The 17,430-nt window shown below is 57.9% G+C and carries 13 protein-coding genes and 1 riboswitch; of the genes, 9 read left to right on the top strand and 4 right to left on the bottom strand.

Features of this window, described 5'->3' with window-relative positions; genetic code table 11:
* Window positions 1–31: 31 nt before the first annotated feature.
* The gene (locus NAC44_RS13415; protein WP_250941881.1) at window positions 32–1,354 is read right to left on the bottom strand and encodes an MFS transporter; all 1,323 of its coding nucleotides are present in this window, start codon (window positions 1,352–1,354) and stop codon (window positions 32–34) included.
* A gap of 288 nt (window positions 1,355–1,642) precedes the next feature.
* Entirely contained in the window at window positions 1,643–6,412 is a 4,770-nt protein-coding gene (locus NAC44_RS13420; protein WP_250941535.1) for an NAD-glutamate dehydrogenase, read from the bottom strand.
* Window positions 6,413–6,898: 486 nt separating this feature from the next.
* Between NAC44_RS13420 and pdxY the strand changes: the two genes are divergently transcribed.
* Together pdxY and NAC44_RS13430 are read left to right on the top strand one after the other, a co-directional pair.
* Window positions 6,899–7,774, top strand: a complete 876-nt coding sequence (pdxY, locus tag NAC44_RS13425; protein WP_250941536.1) for a pyridoxal kinase PdxY — start codon at window positions 6,899–6,901, stop codon at window positions 7,772–7,774.
* 207 nt (window positions 7,775–7,981) lie between these two features.
* Window positions 7,982–8,638, top strand: coding sequence for a carbonic anhydrase (locus tag NAC44_RS13430; protein WP_250941537.1), 657 nt, complete (start codon window positions 7,982–7,984; stop codon window positions 8,636–8,638).
* A gap of 41 nt (window positions 8,639–8,679) precedes the next feature.
* Here the strand turns inward: NAC44_RS13430 and NAC44_RS13435 are convergent, their stop codons facing one another.
* Entirely contained in the window at window positions 8,680–9,576 is an 897-nt protein-coding gene (locus NAC44_RS13435) for a polyprenyl synthetase family protein (protein ID WP_250941539.1), read from the bottom strand.
* A 362-nt stretch (window positions 9,577–9,938) separates the two neighbouring features.
* On the opposite strand from NAC44_RS13435, the gene mtgA reads away from it, so the two are divergent.
* The 6 genes from mtgA to NAC44_RS21360 all read left to right on the top strand — a co-directional run bounded on the left by mtgA (window position 9,939) and on the right by NAC44_RS21360 (window position 14,330).
* Window positions 9,939–10,670 (top strand): monofunctional biosynthetic peptidoglycan transglycosylase, encoded by a 732-nt coding sequence (gene mtgA, locus NAC44_RS13440; protein ID WP_250941883.1) that lies wholly within the window; start codon window positions 9,939–9,941, stop codon window positions 10,668–10,670.
* A gap of 83 nt (window positions 10,671–10,753) precedes the next feature.
* Complete coding sequence (locus NAC44_RS13445) at window positions 10,754–11,401, top strand: glutathione S-transferase family protein (protein WP_250941541.1); 648 nt, start codon at window positions 10,754–10,756, stop codon at window positions 11,399–11,401.
* Window positions 11,402–11,649: 248 nt separating this feature from the next.
* Complete coding sequence (gene rpmF / locus NAC44_RS13450) at window positions 11,650–11,835, top strand: 50S ribosomal protein L32 (protein WP_250941543.1); 186 nt, start codon at window positions 11,650–11,652, stop codon at window positions 11,833–11,835.
* Window positions 11,836–12,196: 361 nt separating this feature from the next.
* The gene (fdxA, locus tag NAC44_RS13455; protein ID WP_250941545.1) at window positions 12,197–12,535 is read left to right on the top strand and encodes a ferredoxin FdxA; all 339 of its coding nucleotides are present in this window, start codon (window positions 12,197–12,199) and stop codon (window positions 12,533–12,535) included.
* Window positions 12,536–13,251: 716 nt separating this feature from the next.
* Complete coding sequence (locus tag NAC44_RS13460) at window positions 13,252–13,824, top strand: CarD family transcriptional regulator (protein WP_250941548.1); 573 nt, start codon at window positions 13,252–13,254, stop codon at window positions 13,822–13,824.
* A gap of 218 nt (window positions 13,825–14,042) precedes the next feature.
* Window positions 14,043–14,330, top strand: coding sequence for a VOC family protein (locus NAC44_RS21360; RefSeq protein WP_338022088.1), 288 nt, complete (start codon window positions 14,043–14,045; stop codon window positions 14,328–14,330).
* Window positions 14,331–14,360: 30 nt separating this feature from the next.
* Here the strand turns inward: NAC44_RS21360 and NAC44_RS13465 are convergent, their stop codons facing one another.
* Window positions 14,361–16,133, bottom strand: a complete 1,773-nt coding sequence (locus tag NAC44_RS13465) for an ABC transporter ATP-binding protein/permease (RefSeq protein WP_250941550.1) — start codon at window positions 16,131–16,133, stop codon at window positions 14,361–14,363.
* A gap of 114 nt (window positions 16,134–16,247) precedes the next feature.
* Window positions 16,248–16,346, top strand: a riboswitch (TPP riboswitch).
* 56 nt (window positions 16,347–16,402) lie between these two features.
* Here NAC44_RS13465 and thiB point away from each other — a divergent pair.
* Window positions 16,403–17,416: a thiamine ABC transporter substrate binding subunit gene (thiB, locus tag NAC44_RS13470; RefSeq protein WP_250941885.1), complete on the top strand. Its 1,014-nt coding sequence runs from the start codon at window positions 16,403–16,405 to the stop codon at window positions 17,414–17,416.
* Window positions 17,417–17,430 lie beyond the last annotated feature (14 nt).

Raw genomic sequence — 17,430 nt, forward strand, 5'->3', positions numbered from 1 at the left:
CAGGAAAAGCCGGTCGAAAGACCGGCTTTTTTTATGCGCTGCGATTGGCGGGATAAGGGGTGCGCAGGAGAAGAAGGAGACCGCCACCAAGAAACAGGATCAGCATGGCCATACCGGCCCGGGCCGAGCCGCTGGCAGCGGTGACCAGCGAAAAGGACAGGGTTGCCATGAAGCTCGTCGCCCGACCTGAAAGGGCATAGATGCCGAAATAACGTCCCGCTTCGTCAGGGGTGATGCTGCGGGCGAGATAGGAGCGCGAAGAGGCCTGAACCGGGCCGAAGGCAAGGCCGATCAACACGCCATAGAGAATATAGGCCTTTTCGGCATAGGTGGAAAACAGGCCGCCGGTCTCGTGAACCGGCAGGCTGATCAGGCCGAAGGCGGTAAAATCCCTGCCGGTGGAAACGATGCCGACAGAGGCTGTCAGCAAAAGGACAAGGCTGATGATCACCATGACCTTGGAGCCGAACAGCCCATCGAGACGGCTGGCGGCAAGGCAGCCGAAAATCGCCACGACATTGAGAATGATGCCATAGATGCCGATTTCCATGGTCGACCAGCCGAACATGCCCGCGGCAAAGACGCCGCCAAGGATCAGCACGCCGTTCACTCCGTCCTGATAGACCATCCGGGCCAGCAGAAAACGGACAATGCCGGGTCGTCTGCGCACATCGCCAAGGGAGGCAGCAAGATCGGCGATGCCGGCGCGTACGGCCTTCGCCAGCCTCTCCCCTTTCGGATGATCCGGGGTGAAGAGGAACATCGGCAGGATGAAGAGAAAATACCAGATCGCGGCAATCGGCCCGGTGATGCGGGCATCCTCGCCGGTTTTGGGATCGAGTCCGAAAAGCGGCGGCAATCCCAAAAGCGTCTTGCCCGTTTCAGGATTGGCGGCCAAGAACAGAACCACGGTGATCAGCACGATCATGCCGCCGAGGTAGCCAAGTCCCCAGGCGGTGTTAGATATGCGCCCCACGGCAGTCGCAGGCACCAGTGATGGCATCATGGAATCGTTGAAGACGATGGAAAATTCTGCCGCAATCGACGCCAGACTGAAGAACACCAGCGGATAGAGCATGGATGTGCCGGGGGCGGCCTGCCAGAGCATCAGCAGGCAGATGATCTTGATTGTGGCAAAAAACGCAATCCATGGCTTGCGTGCGCCGCTTCTGTCGGCAATCGCGCCGAGAACGGGTGACAAAAGCGCAATGAACAGCGAGGCAACCGTTGCGGCATTGCTCCAGGCGGTCTGGGCACTCACCGGATCATGGGTGAAGCGGGAGACGAAATAGGGGCCGAAAATGAAGGTGGTGACAACGGTGAAAAAGGGCTGGGCTGCCCAGTCAAAAAACATCCAGCCGAAGATGCCGGATTTGCTGGCGGGCAATGCAGGCGTTGTGATGTGGCTATCCTTTGGCAGATTTGCCTGAACTTGTGCCTGCTGCTGACCGTCATTCATTACCCGTCTCTCCCGCTCCTGCATCATGCCTGAAATCGGGTGAGATTGAAGGTGAACATGATGCAGCAGATTAAAACTGTTACAGCGACTTTTGTGCGCCCTATTGGGCGCACGGCGCTGTAAGCGGGAGACTGGCATTCTGCCCCCTGCAGTTCAAGGGGCAGAGGCTTTTGTTGTATACCTTTATCGCCGGGAATGGGCGATGTCGGTCAGGAGGCTGGCGGCAACCGTCAGGCGCGACAGGCTGGGTTCGCCTTCCGCCAGTGTGATCAGTTCGCTGCCAAGACGGTTGATCCTGATGGAATCGGCAGAGCGCCAGGCGGCAATCGGATCGCGGCTGGTGCCATGCTGGGTCAACGCCTCAATCACGATGCTGCGCCGGGCAGACAGGATGAGGTCGAGGCTGCGGAACAGTGCCAGCGTGTCGTAATGATCATTCGCCGGAATTTTGCCGACAGACGAAAGCAGGCGACCCATGCGAAACAGGCTGCTGATCCTGTCATACCCTTCGGCAGCCCGATTGAGGCTGGCACCGGCGCCTTCGGCAATCGCCATGATTTCCGGCGTGACGATCAGGCGGCGCAGATCGGCGAGCGATGCGGCGAGATCTTCCGGAACGCCTGAGCCGGTCATGGCTGCCGCATCGGCAGCGATCTCCGCCTGTTCATCTCCTGAAATCATTGCGCGATTGAAGCCCTTGATCGATTTGACCGCCGAGCGAACTTTCCGCACAGCCTCGGACAGGTCGCCTGACGCAAGACGTGTATCGACCGCAAGCTTGGTGAAGGCGCGATAGACGAAGGCAATGCGATCATAGAGATCGTTCTGCACCTCGCCGTCGATCCTGCCATCAAGTGCATCTATTCTCGCCCATTCCGCAGACAGATCGAGACCGTCCCGCGCCAGAAGAGCGGCCTTGACGATGGCTTCAGTTCCTGCCCCGGTGGCGTCGGCCATGAACACCATGAAGCCCGGTCCACCGCGATTGATCACATGATTGGCAAGGGCTGTGGCGATGATTTCGCGCCGCAGCCGGTGGCCTTCAATGTCGCTCAGATAGCTACGCTGCATCTTCCTAGGAAAATAGCCGGTCAGAAGGCTCTGGCAATAGGGATCGTCCGGCAGGCCGGTTTCGATCAGGTCGTCGAAGAGCGCAATCTTGGCATAGGAGAGCAGCACGCCCACTTCCGGGCGGGTCAGCGGCTGGCCATTGGCATAGCGCTCGGCAAGGCTGGCATCGTCCGGCAGGGTTTCCACCTTGCGGTTCAGCCGCCCGGAGGCTTCCAGCACGCTCATCAGCCGGGACAGTTCGTCGCGATTGGCCTCTTTCTGCCGTGTGGTCAGCGAAATGGCCAGCGATTGCAGATAGTTGTTGCGCAGCACCAGATGCGCCACCTCATCGGTCATCGAGGAAAGCAGGCTGTTTCGTGCCGGCATGTCGAGCCTGCCGGAGGTAACGGCGGTCGAAAGCGCGATCTTGATATTGACCTCGACGTCGGAGGAATTGACGCCCGCCGAATTGTCGATGGCGTCGGAATTGAGCCGCCCGCCCTTCAGTGCAAAGGCAATGCGGCCCTTCTGGGTCACACCGAGATTGGCGCCTTCGCCGATCACTCTGGCGCGCACCTCATCGGCGGTGACGCGGATTGGATCATTGGCACGGTCGCCCACATCCGCATCGGTTTCCGACAGTGCCTTGATATAGGTGCCGATGCCGCCGAACCAGAGAAGATCGACCGGCGCTTTCAAAATCGCGGTCATGATTTCAAAGGGGGTGGCGGTCTGCTTGTCGATGCCAATGGCGGCGGCGGCCTCCGGCGTGAGATGCACGGATTTTTCCGTCCGCGCAATGATCATGCCCCCGTTGGACAGGAGGGACCGGTCGTAATCCTGCCAGCTGGAGCGGGCAAGGGCGAACATGCGCTCACGCTCACGGAAGGATTTTTCCATGTCCGGATCGGGATCGATGAAGATGTCGCGATGGTCGAAGGCGGCGATCAGCCGGATCTTGCGCGACAGCAACATGCCATTGCCGAAGACGTCGCCGGACATGTCGCCGACGCCCGCCACGCTGAACGGCGTTGTCTGGATATCGACATCGATTTCGCGGAAATGACGTTTCACCGCCTCCCAGGCACCACGGGCGGTTATGCCCATTTTCTTGTGGTCGTAACCGGCAGAGCCGCCCGAGGCAAAGGCGTCGTCCAGCCAGAAACCGGCGTCCCGCGCCAGCCCGTTGGCGGTGTCGGAAAAGGTGGCGGTGCCCTTGTCGGCGGCAACGACAAAATAGGGATCGTCACCATCGAGCCGGATCGTATCCTCCGGCGGCACGATATCGCCACCTTGAATATTATCGGTGATGGAGAGCAGCGTGCGGATATAGGTCATATAGGCATCACGACCGATGCGCAGAAAATCCTCGCGGCTGACCGGGCTTGGCATCTGCCTCGGATAGAAGCCACCCTTGGCCCCAACCGGCACGATCACCGCATTCTTCACCTGCTGGGCCTTGACGAGGCCGAGAACTTCGGTGCGGTAATCCTGCGCCCGGTCCGACCAGCGGATACCGCCGCGCGCCACCTTGCCGAAGCGTAGATGCACACCTTCTACCTCCGCACCATAGACGAAGATTTCCCGGAAAGGCCGCGGCTGTGGCAGACCGTCGAGCTGCTGGGGGTCGAATTTGAAGGCCAGCATCGGTTTGATGCCGCCGTCACTCTTCTGGAAGTAATTGGTGCGCAGTGTCGCATCCACCGCATTCTGGTAACGGCGCAGGATGCGGTCGTCATCCAGGCTTGGTACCGAGGCCAGCGCCGTCTCGATCCGCTCGCGCAGCTCGGCCAGTTTTTTGGGTCGGGTCTTTTCTGAAAGAGTAGGATCGAAGGAATGATGGAAGAGGCTGAAGAGATCGACGGCAATGGCCGGATATTTGTTCAGCGTTTCGGCAATATAGGTCAGCGAATAGACAAGTCCCGCCTGACGCAGATAGGCGGCATAGGCGCGCAGCACCGCCACGTCTCCCACGCTCAGACCGGCGCTCAACACCAGCCGGTTGAAGGCGTCATTATCGCTCAGCCCGTTGAAGGCGGCGAGAAAGGCCTGTTCGACAGGCTTGGCCTGTTTTGCCAGATCGAAACTGTGTCCGGCCCGCACGGCCAGCTCCATGTCATGCAGCACGACCAGTTTTTCGGTTTCGGCGCCGCTGGCGGGCCTGACGCCAATATCGTAGGTGCGCTCGCTGACGACGCTGAAGCCCAGATTTTCCAGAAGCGGCACGCGCCGCGACAAAGGCAGGTGGTGGCCTGCATGGAAGACCTTGAGATAAAGCGCCTTTCCTTCCGCCGTCTCGCGCAGGTGAAAGCCGATGGAAACCTGCGCGCCCTTGAGGCAGGTTTCGATGCGGGGCAGATCGGCCACGGTTTCTTCCGGGGTAAAGGCTTCCTCAAAGGCACGGGTCACGGCAAGGCGCGGCGCTTTCATCGGGGCAAGGGCGGCAAAACGGTCGTCCCAGCGGGCCGTGATCGCCTTGACGGCCTCTTCCAGCCGGGCCTGCGGAATACGTGGTGTCTTGCCTTCCGAGCGACCAATGATGAAATGCACCCGCGCCACACCGCCTTCCGGAAAAGCCGGATAATAAGCGGAGACGCGACCGTCATAGACATTGACGAAATGGGCGCCGATGCGCTCGCGCACCCGTGAATCATATTCCTCACGCGGCACATAAACGAGCAGGGAGACGAAACGGTCGAAATGATCGATGCGCGGCAGAACCCGCACGCGCGGACGCTCGGAAAGATCCATGATCTGTTCGCAGAAGCTGGCGAGGAGATCGGTGTCGATCTGGAACAGATCGTCGCGCGGATAAGATTCCAGCGTGTTTTGCAACATGCGCCCGGAATGGCTCAGGGGATCAAAGCCGAAATGGCGGATGATCTTTTCCGCCTTGGCGCGCAACAGCGGAATTTCGGTGACGGAATGGGTATAGGCCGTGGCGGTGAACAGGCCGACAATGCGCAGTTCTCCCACCACCTTGCCGGAGGGATCGAAACGCTTGACCCCGATATAATCCATATAGGCGCGGCGATGGACGACGGACTTCACATTGGCCTTGGTGACGATCAGATCTTCCGGCCCCTGCAGAAAGGCAAGGATTTCCGGCGTGGTGGTCACGGCATTGCGGCCCTGACGCAGGACCAGCACATCCGGGTCGGAGAGGATGCCGAGCCCGCGACCCTTGCCGCGCTCGACCGTGGCGTTTTCACCCTCGCCGGAATAGACATATTCGCGCATGCCGAGGAAGGTGAAATTGTCGTCTCGCAACCAGTCGAGAAAGGCTATGGCTTCGCTGCGCTCGTGTTTTCGGCGAACGCCGCTTTGCGCGGTCCATTCGGCTGTGGCCGTATCGAGCAGACTCAGCATGGATTGCCAGTCGGCGGCAACCGTGTCGACCTGGGTGAGCACGCTCTTCAATCGGGCCACCAGACCGCTGGCCTGATCGGGGCTGAGAGCGGCCAGATGCAGCTGAATATAGCTGATCTTGTCTTCGGCGGCAGTCTTGTTGTCGGCCAGACCATAGCCGCTGCCGGTATTGACGAGGATGGGATGAACGGCCAGGTAAATCTCGCGAAACTGGCTGGTGACCTCGCCCATTACCGAATCGTAGAGGAAAGGCTTGTTGCGCTCGACGATTGACAGAACCGTCACCGGTGCGCCCTTGACGGTGACCTCCTCGATGGGAGCAAGCGTAATATGCGGCGTCTTTCCGTCGAAGGCTTTGAGATCGTCTTCAGCGCGCGCTGTCGCGGCAGCCAGCATTGGCCCGTCATAATGCTGAAGGTCATCGTCGCTGGCGCGCCCGAACAGGGTGAGAGGATCGATTGTCGCGCCTTTGTCCTTGCCGGTTCGGGCCAGATCGAAAAGCTGTTCCCGTTTTACCCGTTTCGTTGCTGCCACGATGTCCTCCCAAGACAGGTTGCTTGCCCTATTCCCGTACCCACATGGATTTCAGGAGATATGCATTCGGTTAAAAAGTCTGACTGCTTTGCCTGCGCCTTTGACAGAATGCGCCGCGTCGTTGTTGCCTTACCGCCTTCACCGTATAATGATTGTGGCCTTGAGCACAATTCAGAAATCGAAAGCTAATTGCCCGATTTTGGCTTTTTTGATGAGATTTTTGGTGAAAAATCTAAAAAACTACGCGGATTCCATCAATTTTTGTCGATTTTTGACGAAAAATCCTGAAAATCGGCAGGGATTTCGCTTTCGCCTCCAGTCCGGGGCATGCGTCTGAGGTCGCAGAAATCGCAGATTCATATGGCGGCGGGTGATTGGAAAAATGTTTTTCATGCGAAAGCCAGCCTTGCTGCAAAATCAGTTCCCACCTGTGCGCAACATGCTCTAAAGAAGGGCTGCATCAACGTTTCAGGATGACCTCTTCTCATGCCGGTTTCTCAGGCTCATGCCGTCATTGCCATCTCCAGCCATGTCATGCGCGGCTCTGTGGGCAACCGTGCCTCTGTCTTTGCGCTCGAAAGTCTCGGTTTTCCGGTCTGGTCGGTGCCGACGGTGGTGCTGCCCTGGCATCCGGGGCATGGTCCTTCGACCCGCCTCTTGTTCGATCATACTCACTTCGATCAGGCTCTGGCCGATCTCGAGCGCTCGCCCTGGATATCCGAGGTCAGAGCGGTGATGACCGGTTATTTCGGCAGTCCGTCCCAGCCGCTTGCCGCCGCCCGGCTGATTGCCGCACTCAAGGCGAAAAATCCGGATCTTGTCTATCTCTGCGATCCGGTGATGGGCGATCTCAGTGGGCTTTATGTGCCTGAGGCGACAGCCACGGCAATTCGCGACCATCTGATCCCGCTTGCCGATATCGCCACACCGAACCGCTACGAACTGGCCTGGATGGCCGGGGCAAGGCTGGACAGCAACAACGATATCATCGAGGCGGCCTTGTCGCTCGGGCCAGCCTGCATGGCGGTCACCTCTGCTGTGCCGATGATGGCGGGAAGCATCGGCAATCTGCTGCTCTCCAGCCGTCATGCGCTTCTGGCCGAACATCGGGCCATCGAAGGGGCGCCGAACGGGCTTGGCGATCTGTTTTCGGCGCTGCTGCTGGCAAGGCTGTTGCAGGGCAGCGATGAGGAAAAGGCGCTGCAAACGGCAACCGCCAGCGTTTATGAGATTCTGGCCCGCACCCTGAAGCGGGAAAGCAATGAACTGACCTTGCAGCAGGACCAGTCGAGCCTGGCGAACCCGATGGCGCTGGTGCAGGTGCGGCGGCTGGTGCATCCGGCAAGCCGTCCGGTGCGTTGAGGCGCGACAGTTTCCATGCGACCCGAGCGGAGGGGGCAAGCCTAAATCAGGACAGTCAGGCAGCACGTGCAATACCACCTCGTAAGCAAATGCTGTGTTGCAAAGGGTAGGGGCATTGAAATGCATTTCGCAAATGCGAGCCTCCCGGTAAGGTCGCGGCGTATTTCAGCACTTGTCAATTATTTGCAGCCGGGATAATCGAAAATCATGAGCCAATTTCCAGCCTCTTTACTTGACGGTTACCGCAATTTCATGAGCGGTCGCTATGCCGACGAGCGCGAACGTTACCGTGCGCTGGCCGATCAGGGACAAAATCCGCAAACCATGGTGGTGGCCTGCTGCGATTCGCGTGCAGCACCGGAGACGATTTTCGACCGGGGGCCGGGCGAATTGTTCGTGGTGCGCAATGTCGCCAATATGGTGCCGCCCTATGAACCGGACGGTCAGTATCACTCGACCTCGGCGGCGCTGGAATTTGCCGTTCAGGCCCTGAAGGTCAAGGATATTCTGGTCATGGGCCATGGCCGCTGCGGTGGCATCCGTGCCGCCCTCGATCCGAATGCCGAGCCGCTGTCGCCGGGTGACTTCATCGGCAAATGGATGAACCTCGTGCGCCCCGCCGCCGAGCAGATCCAGAATGCCTCGATCATGACCCCGTCCGAGCGGCAGACGGCGCTGGAACGGATATCCATCCGCAATTCCATCGACAATCTGCGCACCTTTCCCTATGTGCGGGCGCTGGAAGATGCGGGCAAGCTGTCCCTGCATGGTGCCTGGTTCGATATTTCCAACGGGGAATTGTGGATCATGGATCCTGTAACGCGCGATTTTCACCGCTGTGAAATGTCAGCTGACCGTCCGTGATCTTGCGTAAAATGGGCTGATCGGACTGACGGTCTCAAGGATCAATGGGTGCGGTTGGCGATAAAGCGGGCGGTTTCTGCCAGAATAGAGGCCTTGTCGCCATAGGGCGCGAGAACCGCGACAGCCTGATCGACCAGTCGATCGAGTTCGCTCTCGGCCCAGTCCTGCCCTTTCAGGGCCGGAAGCGTGCCTTTACCGCGTCCTGCATCCTTGCCGGTCGCCTTGCCGAGCGTGGCGCTGTCGGCAGTCAGGTCGAGGAGATCGTCGGCCAGCTGAAAGGCGCGGCCGATGATTTCGCCGAACTGGCGCATCCGCGCCCGATCCGCGGCCGGGGCCCCGGCCATGATCGGTCCCGCCTCGCAGGCAAAACGAAGAAGTGCGCCGGTTTTCATTGCCTGTAGCGTGACGATGCCGGTCTCATCCGGTGGGTTTTTCTCTGCTTCAAGGTCCAGCATCTGCCCGCCAGCCATGCCACCCAGTCCGGCGGCGCGGGCAAGGGCGAGCACCAGCGCCAGCTTGGCCGTCTCCTGCAAACGGGTTTCAGGGGCGGCAATCATGTCGAAGGCGAAGGTCAGCAGGCTGTCGCCCGCCAGAATGGCGGTTGCCTCGTCATAGGCGACATGCACCGTGGGCTGGCCACGGCGCAGATCGTCGTTATCCATGGCGGGCAGATCGTCATGCACCAGCGAATAACAATGCAGGCATTCCAGCGCTGCGCCCACCCGCAAGGCAGCCTCTTCATCAGCGTCAAACAGCCGGGCGCTTTCCACCACCAGAAACGGGCGCAACCGCTTGCCGCCATTGAGGACGGCATGGCGCATGGCCAGAAGCAGCCGCTCGGGACGGGTGATCTCATCCTCCAGCGGTGTCAAGGACAGCACCTCTTCCAGCAACGACTGGATGCGTGTGGCAACCGTAATGAGACGATGATCGAACATGACTGACTGTTCCGCATGAATATCCAGCGTGCCGTGACCGCCAGACAGGAGCAGCCGAAGACCGGTGCAGTACAGTCGGGAAGGGTATGCGGGACGCGGGCGATGTTTGGCATGACGCAAGGGAGCGCGCAACCCTTATCTGGACGGTGCAGGTTTTGCTCTCGCGCCGGTGCCTGGTTCTGTCGCCCAGGCGCCTTTCTTGCCGCAGGGCTCGCCTTTTCGGAAATGCTGCATAAGACAGGTTGTGATCTTTTCGTTGAACAGAACATGCTTTAAGTCTTTGGGCGAGAGCGCCGGGCAAGTTACCTTCATTTTGAGGCACATGCCGGTTTCATGGGGCAATGGGGGCTTCTGGTTTGGCTATGGAGGAGGCACCGGATCAGGCGGTTCACGCTGATCAACCGCCAAGGACGGAAAGGCTCAGAGTGGTGTTGAACCGGATCGTCAGGATTTTGGTGTGTCTGGCCCTGTGTCCCATCATGCTGATGCTGGTGTACCGGCTGCCTTTTCTGCATCCGCTGTCGATGCCGATGTTGGCCGATCATCTGATGCTTCAATCCTATCAACGCGACTGGGTGCCGCTGGACAGGATCTCGCCCAATCTGATCAAGGCGGTGATGATGTCGGAAGACGGACGCTTCTGTTCCCATCACGGTGTCGACTGGGTGCAGATGAATGCGGTGATCGACGACGCCATGGATGGCGATGAAACCCGCGGCGCCAGCACCATCACCATGCAGACGGTGAAAAACCTGTTTTTATGGAACAGCCGCTCCTATCTGAGAAAGGCGCTGGAGATTCCTTATGCGTTGATTGCCGATCGCATCTGGCCCAAGCGCCGCACCATGGAGCTTTATCTCAATATTGCCGAATGGGGGCCGGGCATTTACGGCGCCGAGGCCGCTGCCCGTTATCATTTCAAGACCTCCGCCGATCGCCTCAGTCTGCGCCAGGCCGCACTTCTTGCGGTGTCCCTGCCCAATCCGATCGATCGCAATGCCAGCAGGCCTGGCCCGGGGTTGCGGCGGCTGGCGGCAGTGGTTGAGCGGCGCGCCCGCGATGCCGGCCCTTACATCACCTGCCTTGATGAGTGAGATGAAAATTTGGCGCTGGTTGTGTCGTTCTCCCTTCTGATAATTCGTATGACATGCCCATTTCAGCAGGAACAGGAAACCCGATGACCGATTTGACACTTTATATTGCCAACAAGAATTATTCCTCCTGGTCTTTCCGGCCATGGATAGCGCTGACGGCTGCCGGAATAGGCTTTGACGAAAAGCTGGTGCGTTTCGATTTTCCTGGCGGCAACCGCGAGATCAAGGCCATTTCGCCGTCCGGTCAGGTGCCGGTTCTCGTGCACGGCTCCGTGACGGTCTGGGAATCGCTTTCGATCATCGAATATGCAGCAGAGCTCTTTCCGGATCGGGGGATCTGGCCGGAAAAGCAGGCTGATAGAGCCATTGCACGTTCCATTTCCATGGAGATGCTTTCGGGGTTCCGGGCGTTGCGTGGGGCCTGCCCGATGAATTTCCGCCGCAAGCCGGGACAGATTGCCGTTAACGATGCCGTCATGGCCGATGTGGCGCGGATTGAACGGATATGGCAGGAGCAATTGCAGCGCTCTGGCGGCCCCTATCTCTTCGGCGGCTTTTCTGCTGCCGATGCCATGTATGCGCCTGTGGTTAACCGGTTTTCGGCCTATCAATTAACGGAACGTTCCGATACGCACGCCTATATGCACAGCATGGAGGCGCATCCGGCCTGGATTGCCTGGCGTGATGCGGCGCTTGCCGAGCCGTGGATCGTTCCCGAGGATGAGGCATGACGCTGCTTTTGCGCTGATCGTCTCGATTCCTGTTTGATGCATCGGGGCGGTGAAAACCGGTAATCCGGTTCTCGCCGACACGATGCGACAGGCCAAGCGTTTCTTTTGAATCAAAAAAATGCCGCAAGGGACTGGTCAAAGCCGCCTGTGGCATGTATAAGCCCGCAAAATTCCGAGATCGTGACAGATGCCGGTTGGTCCTGATGGGGCCGGGCTTCGTGTTGCGACCGTCACCTGGAGTAAGTTAAATGGCTGTACCGAAAAGAAAAACGAGCCCGTCCAAGCGCGGTATGCGCCGCTCTGCTGACGCTCTCAAGAATCCGACCTATGTCGAAGACAAGAATTCCGGCGAACTGCGCCGTCCGCATCATGTCGACCTGAAGACCGGCATGTATCGCGGTCGCCAGGTTCTGACGGTCAAGGAAAGCGCCTGATCGCTTGGCAGCTTCGGTCTCCAGGCTCTCTTAAGGTATTGAGCCGAAAGACGGAATGGTGTTCCAATCCTATCTGGTAGATTGTAATGACTGGCCGAACATTGTTCGGCCTTTTCATTTTTCGGTGTCTTGGCTATGCGTTGCTTGTCAGGTCTCGGTTTTACGCTGAGTCTGACCGATTGCTATCCGGAGCAAAAATAACTCAATCCTGTATTTTGCAGGGATGAATTATCCTTGCAAGCGCGGATGGAAAGCAGTAGCTCACTCTGGCCTTTGACGTATCCTGTGCGGGATTGTGATCGTTGTATCGTCGCAGATTGCTTCTTCCTGCGCTGACATTTCGAGATTTCTGGAGTACAGCATGACCTATGTCGTGACCGACAATTGCATCCGCTGCAAATATACCGACTGCGTCGAAGTCTGTCCGGTGGATTGCTTCTATGAAGGTGAAAATTTTCTCGCCATCAATCCGGATGAATGCATCGACTGCGGTGTGTGCGAACCTGAATGTCCGGCTGAGGCCATCAAGCCCGATACAGAGCCGGGTTTGGACAAGTGGCTGAAAATCAACGCCGATTATGCACGCATCTGGCCCAACATCACCACCAAGCGCGACGCCTTGCCCGAGGCCAAGGAAATGGATGGCGTTGAAGGCAAGTTCGAGCAGTATTTTTCGGAAAAGCCCGGCGCAGGAGACTGATCGGGCAAGTTTCCTGTCGGATTTCCGCCAGTTTGCTCTTCGTTGTCTCGTAACATCTCTTGCTGCATTGCGGCTTGCATTTTATGAAATGCGCCATGCTCTAACGCTTTGTTTTTCCGCATCGGCTTTTTGCGAAAACCGGTTCCCACTCTTCGGTCGATGCTCTAACCGGCAAGTTCTGCCCTTGAAGTGCGATTGTCATCATTCTTCCGTGAAGCCTGTGATTTCGCATGGTCTGCCATGCAATTTTTTGATTCGTTTCAGGCTGTTTGTCGCAGCAAGAAGAGCGGTTGCGACGGCAGTTCATGCGGATTGTGGAATTTTTTGTTGTAAAACAGACTGTTAAAACTGTGTTTGGGATTTTTGTGTGGGAGCGGGGTTCTGCCCGAAATAAGGCGAGGCTCCGACAAGATCTCTGTCGTCAAGATCTTTGCATACAGTAAAATATTGATTTCCTCACTTTTTTGTGGTACCACTTGCGAACTGTTCCAACGTTCGGGCATTTTTATGCCCTGACCAATCACGAAAGCTGAAAAATCCTCGAAAGCGAAGACTTGGGCAAATCAACCTCGCCGCTGAGTTCGCTTGTGCCTTGGTTTTTCTTTTCGTCGTGCGCGGATCAGCATGGTGTCACCCGACGGTTCCCCCGTCTTATCCGGACCTTGCGGCCCGGTATCGGCTGTTGCCGATTTAGTAACAGGGAGTTTTTAAAGCGAATGACGACCCAGCAGAAAAAATCTTCAACACGTCAGGGTTTCAAAACCGGTGAAGCGATCGTCTATCCCGCCCATGGTGTTGGAACGATCAGCGCCATCGAAGAACAGGAAGTTGCCGGTATGAAACTGGAGCTTTTTGTTATTGATTTCGACAAGGACAAGATGCGGTTGAAGGTTCCCGTGACCAAAGCCGTCAGCATTGGCATGCGCAAGCTGTCGGAAACGGATTTCGTCGATCGCGCCCTCAAGGTCGTTCAGGGCAAGGCCCGCATCAAGCGCACCATGTGGTCGCGTCGGGCGCAGGAATATGATGCAAAGATCAATTCCGGCGATCTGATTTCGATTGCTGAAGTTGTGCGTGACCTCTATCGCGCTGAAAACCAGCCGGAACAGTCCTATTCCGAACGTCAGCTCTATGAAGCAGCACTTGATCGCATGGCGCGGGAAATCGCCGCCGTCAACAAGATGTCGGAAACCGAAGCTGTCCGTCTCGTTGAAGTCAATCTTGCCAAGGGCCCCAAGCGTGGCAAGATGATCGAGGAAGACGAAGCACAGGAAGAAGAAGCCGCATAAGGGCTGACTGAATGACAGCGTGATCAAAAAACCCGGCTTTGCCGGGTTTTTTTATGGCATCATGATGCAGGGGATAAGGTTAGAAGAATGAAGCCACGGATCAGTGTCGTTACCCTGGGCGTTGCCGATCTACTGCATAATTCCTTAAATCGGAATCGATTCAAGGATAAAATTATGCAGCAGATTAAAAGTGTTACAGCGACCTTTGTGCGCCATATTTGGCGCACGGCGCTGTAAAACTCGCGCTTTGGGGGCGTGACGATCTTGCGCATGATACGGGTCAGCCGCAAATAGCAAATATAGCCGCAGCGTTTACTCTTGGTCATAATGTTGCCGAGCGGCATGAGGTGGATGCGGTCATGTGTGCGGCTTGCAAGGCGGGCGCCGATATGATCAAGCCAGCTCAGGAGACGTTCTGGGGTGGTTATGCCGGCTATTTCCGTGATCCCGATGGCCATGTCTGGGAGGTTGTCTGGAATCCGCAGTTTATCCCCGATGATGCGTGAGTATCTTTGTGCCTTGGCATGAGATGCCCCTCACTCCGGCACGGGCACATCGAGCCGTTCCAGATGCAACACCCGCGGGGAGAACGCATCGGCATAGGCCTGCGAGCGACCAAGATAGAGAAAGGTCGTGTGCGGCAGCGTCCGCAAGACTTCGAGCAGGGCGGTGGTGCTGTCCGGTTCCAACCCTTCCAGCACTTCGTTGAAGACGGCCCATTTTGGATTTGCCAGCACAAGATGGGCAAAGGCCAGCGCCATCTGCTCATCCTTATCCAGCGTGTTTGACCATTTTTGCCGTTCATCGAGCGCGCCTGCGAGCTTGCCCAGCCTGACGGCCTTGAGTGCTGTCACCATGGCCTCATCGCTATATAGCGAGGCATCTTGCGGATAGGCGAGAAGATCGCGCAGCCTGCCTTCGGGAATATAGGGTGTGTGTGGCAGGAACAGGATCGTTTCGTCTGACGGCAGATGAATTGTACCCTCGCCATAGGGCCAGAGCCCGGCCATGGCATTGAACAGATGGCGGCGGTTGACGCCGGGATCGCCGTTGAACATGATCCGCTCACCCGCCTCAATGACGGGATTGTTCTCGCGAATATGATAGCCGCCCCATTGGGCATCGGCTTCAGCCGGGGTGCGGATATAGAGATCATCAAAGGCGATTTCGCCGGCTTTGCCGCTGGCGATGCGGATTGTGCCTTTCGTTTCCTCCGTCAGGCCCGGTTCTGTCAGGGCAGCGCGCAGCACCATGACCCTGAGCAGGGTTGCCTTCCAGTCGGCGATGGCACCGTAATTGTCGACATACCAGCGCAGCGCCGTATAGACTTGGGTGAAGGCGGAGGCCGCCATCATCAGCCCGCCGAAATTCATCGCGCCGGTGAAATAGGCCGGTGAGGCAATCAGCACCGGCACAATCATCGCCAGCCAGCCGAAGCTGGCCGAGACCCAGGTGAGATTGGTCAGCGCATAGGCCAGTTTCCGGATCAGCGACAGAACCCGGTCGATGGTGGTGTGGATCGCGGCCCGCTCGACATCCTCGCCATGGGCAAGCGCGATCTGTTCGAGATGTTCATTGCCGTGCATCAGGGCGGCGCGCAGTTCCGCTTCGCGGGCATAGCGGGCGGCATTGAGCCGGGTCAGTCGCGCGCCGACAATATTGCTGGCGATGGCAGCGGCCCCGGCATAGAGGAGAGCCGCCCAGACCATATAGCCGGGAATGACGATCTGGTGGCCGAAGAGCGGCAGGGCGAAATGCCCTGAGAGTTCCCACAAAACGGTAATGAAGCTGACCAGCAGAATGGTTGACTGTACCATGCCGATGGCCAGCGATGTGGTGGTTTCCGCCAGTTTGCGCGCATCTTCGTGCAGGCGCTGGTCCGGATTGACCCCAAGCGGGCTCGAAACCGACAGCCGGTAGGCGCGTCGTCCTGCCAGCCATTGATCGACCATGTCACGGGCAATACCTTCGCGCATGTAAAGCGCGGTCATCTGGCTGAAAAAGGTCTGCGCCACATTGATGACCACCAGAAAGGCGGCAATCAGAAAGAAATTGCGCAGTTCATGCCAGAAACTGCCAAGGTCGCGGTTTTCCAGCGCATTGTAGAAGGGCTGGTTCCAGCGGTTGAGCAACAACTGGCCATAGGTCAAAAGCAGGATGACGCCAAGCAGGGTCAAGGATAACAGAATGATGCGTCCACGCACCCGGCTTGCCTGAAAGGATTGCCAGGCCATCCGCAATTGCGCGCCGAACGGCATGTCCTGCACCGAGGTCACGGAAAGATCGTCGCTGTTCTTGTCTGCATTCATCGGGTTTTGCCGTTGCCGTCACGGGATCAAGTCTAGCGCGCGTTGGTTAACGATCATTGGTGATGCGGGCAGGCAATGTAGCTTGCAAGCGCTTGCGTTTCACTTTATGGGACAAAGGATCTAACGGGGTGCCCGCAACGGGCTGAGAGGCAAGGCCAACCCGCTGAACCTGATCCGGTTAACACCGGCGGAGGGATTAGATGCGACGACAAGGCCGCCCTCATCCCCTGCTGCAATCTGTTTGAAGAGGAGAGGCCATGCGCCTGACCATGTCAAAGACTGTGACCTTTGCGGCCTCGGCGCTGCTCATCTTTTCCGCTTTGGGTTCGGTGGCGGCCAGAGCCGAGGACAAGGTCCTGACCATCTACACCTATGAAAGCTTCATTGCCGAATGGGGCCCGGGGGCAAAGGTCAAGGCTGCCTTTGAAAAGACCTGCGACTGCACGGTGAAATTCGTCGGGGTCGAGGATGGGGTGGCGCTGTTGAATCGGCTGAAGCTGGAAGGGGCAACCGGCAGCGCCGATATCGCCCTTGGCCTCGACACCAATCTGGTGGCAGAAGCCAAGGAGACCGGACTGTTTGCCCCCCATGGCATCGATACCTCTGCCGTGACGGTGCCGGGCGGGTTCAAGGACGATGTGTTCGTGCCCTATGATTACGGCCATTTTGCCGTGGTCTATGACAGCAAGGTGCTCAAAAACCCGCCGCACAGCATGAAGGACCTGGTGGATGGCGATCCGTCGCAGAAGATCGTGATCGAGGATCCGCGTACCTCCACGCCCGGTCTCGGCCTGCTGCTCTGGGTCAAATCCGTCTATGGCAAGGATGCACCCAAGGCCTGGGAAAAGCTGAAAAACCGAGTGCTGACGGTGACGCCCGGCTGGTCGGAAGCCTATGGTCTGTTCACCAAGGGCGAAGCGCCGATGGTGTTTTCCTACACGACGTCGCCCGCCTATCACATGATCGAGGAGCATACCGACCGATACAAGGCGGCAGAATTTTCCGAAGGTCATTATATTCAGATTGAGGTGGCCGGTATGCTGAAGAACAGCAAGCACAAAGAGTTGGCGCAAGCCTTTCTGCGTTTCATGCTGACACCCGGCTTTCAGGATCAGATTCCGACCAATAACTGGATGATGCCGGTTGCCAAAACGTCTTCGCCGCTGCCGGCCGCTTTCGACACGCTGGTCAAGCCGACCAGGACTTTTCTGATGAGCCCGGAAGAGGTCGCAAGCCATCGCAAGGCCTGGATTGCCGAATGGCAGACAGCCATGGCCAAATAACAGTCACGTGACGG

Source organism: Allorhizobium sonneratiae (assembly GCF_023700755.1).
GTDB classification, from domain to species: domain Bacteria; phylum Pseudomonadota; class Alphaproteobacteria; order Rhizobiales; family Rhizobiaceae; genus Allorhizobium; species Allorhizobium sonneratiae.